Source organism: Streptomyces sp. P5F9, assembly GCF_057961495.1.
On the sequence record NZ_JBXVPZ010000659.1, the window covers coordinates 1 to 4,065 of the forward strand.

Here is a 4,065-nt window from a genome sequence, read left to right on the forward strand (position 1 = left end):
GGCCCGGGCCGATCGGGACCGGGGCGCCGGCCAGTCGCACGGGTCCGGTGTCGGGGGCGCCGACCGGGACGGGCACGACGGGGTCGTGGGAGGGCGGCGGCGGTACGGGAACGCGCCCGCCACCACCGCTGCGGCCGGCGGTGGGCGTCGGTTTCACGGGCGGGCGGCCGCCGCGCCGGGTCTCGATCAGGGTCACCGCGCGCTCGGGCAGCCAGGCCGAGGCCGTACCGCTGTCGTCGGAGCCGGAGCCGAAGAGGTGGGGGGCGAGCTGGGCCTGGAGGTCTGCCGGATTCGGCCGGCCGGTGGCCTCCATCTGCATGCAGGACTCGATGAGGGGGCGCAGTTCGTCCGGGAGGCCGGCGAGGTCGGGGCCCTCGCGCAGCAGCATGAAGACGGTCTCGACCGGGTTGGCGCCGTGGAACGGGGGGTGTCCGGTGGCGGCGAAGACGAGCATCGAGCCGAGCGAGAACACGTCGCTCGCGCCGGTGACGCTGCGGGAGTCCTTGGCCTGCTCGGGAGACATGTAGGCGGGCGTACCCACCGCCACGTTCGTCATCGTCAAACGTGTGTTCGATACGCCCGAGGCGATACCGAAGTCGATGACCCGCGGCCCGTCCTCGACCACGAGCACGTTGGACGGTTTGAGGTCACGGTGGACGAGACCCGCCCCGTGGATGGACTGGAGCGCCTCCGCGACCCCCGCCGCGAGCCAGCGCACCGCCTGGGCCGGCATGGGCCCGCACTCGTTCACTATCTCTTCGAGGGAGGGCGCGGGCACGTACGCGGTGGCCAGCCACGGCACCGCGGCCCGCGGATCGGCGTCGACCACGGCGGCCGTGTAGAAACCGGAGACCGCACGCGCCGCCTCGACCTCGCGCGTGAAGCGGACCCGGAACAGCTGGTCCTCGGCGAGTTCCGTCCGCACGGTCTTGATCGCCACCCGCCGGCCGGACGCCGAGCGCGCGAGATAGACCAGCCCCATGCCGCCCGCGCCCAGCCGTCCCAGCACCTCGAACGGCCCGATCCGCCGCGGATCGTGCTGCGTCAGCTGATCCACCACTTGCCTGCCACCTCCCCGTACGGGCCACGCCACCCACATATGTACGCGACCCCGTGCAGCGTCTCACCACCGCACCGCCATGACGGCGCGCACCCTGATTCTTCCTGGCCGGGCCACAGGTTGCGAACCCGGCGACTAATCGGGGTGTCTCGCCATATCTCCGGACAAACGTCCAGGTGTCAGCGTTGCAGCAGTGCGAACGACGCCCCTTGATTGTCCGTGACGACCGCCACTTTCCCGTACGACGTCTCGAAGAGCGGAACCTGCACCCGCCCGCCGAGCCGGTGCACGGCCCCCAGGACCGGCTCGATGTCCTCGACCCGGAAGTGAACGAGGAAATGCGGCGGCATCTCGACCGGGAAGACGTCGGAGACGGGAGCGCGCCCGAAATCGGGGGCGGCATCCGGTCCGAAGAGGGCGTCTGTGAAAAGTCCGCCGTAGAAATTGTTGGCGGCCTCCGTGTCGCGGGCGTACAGCTCGGCCCAGCCGAAGGTGCCGGGCTTGTGCCGGGTGCCGAAACCGGGGTGCCGGGCCGCCTGCCACAGCCCGAAGACGGCACCTTCGGTGTCAGCGGCAAGAACGGCGGTGCCCAGTTCCCCCAAGGAAACCGGCGCCATGACGACCTGCCCGCCCGCCTCCCGGATGCGCCCGCTCAGCCGCACCACGTCCGGCGTCGCGAAGTACACCGTCCACACGGTCGGCATCCGCCCGTCCGCCTTGTGGGCGAGCGCCGCGACGGCCTCGCCGTCCTTGCGGGCCCATACGGAACCGCCGTACGCCTCCTCGAAGGTCCACCCGAAGAGCTCACCGTAGAACCGCCTGCCCGCCGCCAGGTCCGGAAGCTGTGCGTCCACCCAGCAGGGGACGCCCTCTCCGTACGCGGATGCCCTGTTTTCGGCCATACCGTCAAAGTAGCGGCGACGCACGCACCCCGCAGACCAGGCACACCACCCTCTGGACCCTCGTGCACCCCATTTGCAGTCGGCCGAATCGCGCTCCGATCACCCCTCGGTAAGCTGACGGCATGACAGGACAAGTGCGTACCGTCGACGGCCGCGTGGCCGGCCGGCGTGGGCAGGCGACCCGGCAGAAGCTGCTCGACTGCCTAAGCGAGATGCTCAGCTCCTCCCCTTACCGGGACGTCAAAGTCATCGATGTCGCCCGGAAGGCGGGGACTTCACCCGCGACCTTCTACCAGTACTTCCCGGACGTCGAAGGCGCCGTCCTGGAGATCGCCGAGCAAATGGCCACGGAGGGCGGGCAGTTGACCGAACTGCTGGCCGGCCGGTCATGGGTCGGCAAGGCGGGTTGGCAGACCTCCCAGGAACTCGTGGACGGTTTCCTGGAGTTCTGGCGCAGGAACGACGCGATCCTCAGGGTCGTCGATCTCGGTGCCGCCGAGGGAGACAAACGGTTCTACAAGATCCGGATGAAGATCCTCAACTCCGTGAACAACTCCCTCTCGGACGCGGTCGCCGAGTTGCAGTCCAAGGGCAAGGTCGACAAGGACGTGAACCCGGCGGCGGTCGCCGGTTCACTGGTCGCGATGCTCGCGGCCGTCGCCTCGCACCAGAAGGGTTTCCAGACGTGGGGTGTCAAGCAGGCTGAACTCAAGCCGAACCTGGCGCTGTTGGTCCACCTGGGCGTGACCGGCAAGAAGCCGACGAAGTAGGAGCGGTTCCTGCTTCCAGGTCCCAAGTCCTGTCTCGCGGGCGGTGGTTCACTCCGGTGGACCACCGCCTGCCCTGCATCCACGACGAGTTCAGCGCCGCACGACCCGGAACAGCCGGATCTCCCGCTCCACCCTCTTCTGGTACGTGGCGTACGGCGGCCAGAACGCCAGCGCGCTCTTCCACACCTCAGCCCGCTCCTCCCCCTCCAACAGCCGTGCGGTGACCGGGATCTCGGCACCCTTCCAGCTGATCTCGGCGTCGGGATGGGCGAGCAGGTTGTGCGTCCAGGCGGGATGACCGGGACGTCCGAAGTTGGACCCGACGAGCACCCAGCCGCCCTCCTCCGGCATACAGGCGAGGGGACTGCGCCGCACCTGCCCGCTCCTCGCCCCCGTCGAGGTCAGGATCACCCCCGGCAGCATCTGCGCGCTGAGCAGCACCTTCCCGCGCGTGAGCCGGTGCACGGCCCGGTCCATGGCGGGGATGACATGCGGGGCGATACGCGCGAACGCCCGGGTCGACGAAACCTTCTGCACCGCACGCACACCGATCACACCGTCACCTCGCGGCTCTCGAAAAGGTGCGCACCTTCGGCGGCGTGCGCCCGAAGCCGGTGCACCGGCCCGAACAGCAGCTCGTCCCCGGCGGCACGCTTGAAGTAGAGATGGGCGTCGTGCTCCCAGGTGAACCCGATCCCGCCGTGCAGCTGAATCCCCTCGGCGGCGGCGGTCCGTAAGGCCTCCAGAGCCTGCGCGAGGGCGAGCCCACCGGCCCGCTCCCCCTGGCCGGTCGCCCAAGCGGCGTAGTAGGCAGCCGACTTGGCGGCCTGCACCTGCACATACACATCGGCCAACCGGTGCTTCACCGCCTGGAACGACCCGATGGCCCGCCCGAACTGCTCACGCTGCTTGACGTAGTGGACGGTCCGCTCCAAGGCCCGGTCGGCGGCCCCGACGGCTTCGGCGGCGAGTACGGCGGCGACGGTGTCGCCGGTGGCGGAGAGCTCCCGCAGAATCTGCTGACTGTCATCGGCGCCGAGCAACTCCCCCTCCACATCCCGCAGTTCGAGCCGGGCCTGCGGCCGCGTCGCGTCGAGGGAGGTCTGCCGTACCCGCACGAGCCCGACGGCATCCCCCGCCACCAGGAACAGCAGTGTCCGAGACCGGGCGAAGCCTCCGGCATGGGCGGCGACGAGCAGCAGCTCCGCGCTGTGCCCGTCGAGAACCTGCGCGACCTGCCCGTACAGCCGCCACCCGGAGTCTCCGACCTGCCGGGCCTGCACCCCGCCCGCGCGCCCGCCCCCGGCCCCAACGGCGGCGAGTGGGCCGGGGG

At 70.3% G+C, this 4,065-nt stretch carries 5 protein-coding genes; 1 reads left to right on the plus strand and 4 read right to left on the minus strand.

Annotated elements, in window-relative coordinates:
* Both AC31A1_RS47940 and kbpA read right to left on the minus strand, forming a co-directional pair.
* On the minus strand, window positions 1-1,060 hold a 1,060-nt coding region (locus AC31A1_RS47940; RefSeq protein ID WP_489659354.1), incomplete at its 3' end, for a serine/threonine-protein kinase.
* 179 nt (window positions 1,061-1,239) lie between these two features.
* A complete protein-coding gene (gene kbpA, locus AC31A1_RS47945) occupies window positions 1,240-1,962 on the minus strand; it encodes an AfsK-binding protein KbpA (protein WP_393752299.1) in 723 nt (240 codons plus the stop codon).
* A gap of 134 nt (window positions 1,963-2,096) precedes the next feature.
* Here kbpA and AC31A1_RS47950 point away from each other — a divergent pair, with 134 nt between their 5' ends.
* A complete protein-coding gene (locus AC31A1_RS47950; RefSeq protein ID WP_318021707.1) occupies window positions 2,097-2,732 on the plus strand; it encodes a TetR family transcriptional regulator in 636 nt (211 codons plus the stop codon).
* A 90-nt stretch (window positions 2,733-2,822) separates the two neighbouring features.
* Here AC31A1_RS47950 and AC31A1_RS47955 read toward each other — a convergent pair whose 3' ends face one another.
* Window positions 2,823-3,287 carry a nitroreductase/quinone reductase family protein gene (locus AC31A1_RS47955; protein WP_489659355.1) on the minus strand — a complete coding sequence of 155 codons (465 nt, stop codon included), beginning with the start codon at window positions 3,285-3,287 and terminating at the stop codon, window positions 2,823-2,825.
* A partial coding sequence (locus AC31A1_RS47960; RefSeq protein WP_489659356.1) for an acyl-CoA dehydrogenase family protein occupies window positions 3,284-4,065 on the minus strand: 782 nt, incomplete at its 5' end. The genes AC31A1_RS47960 and AC31A1_RS47955, both read right to left, overlap by 4 nt.

Coding starts and splice junctions, on each gene's coding strand:
- kbpA (WP_393752299.1), bottom strand. CDS start 1,962: ATGGCCGAAAACAGGGCATCCGCGTACGGAGAGGGCGTCCCCTGCTGG.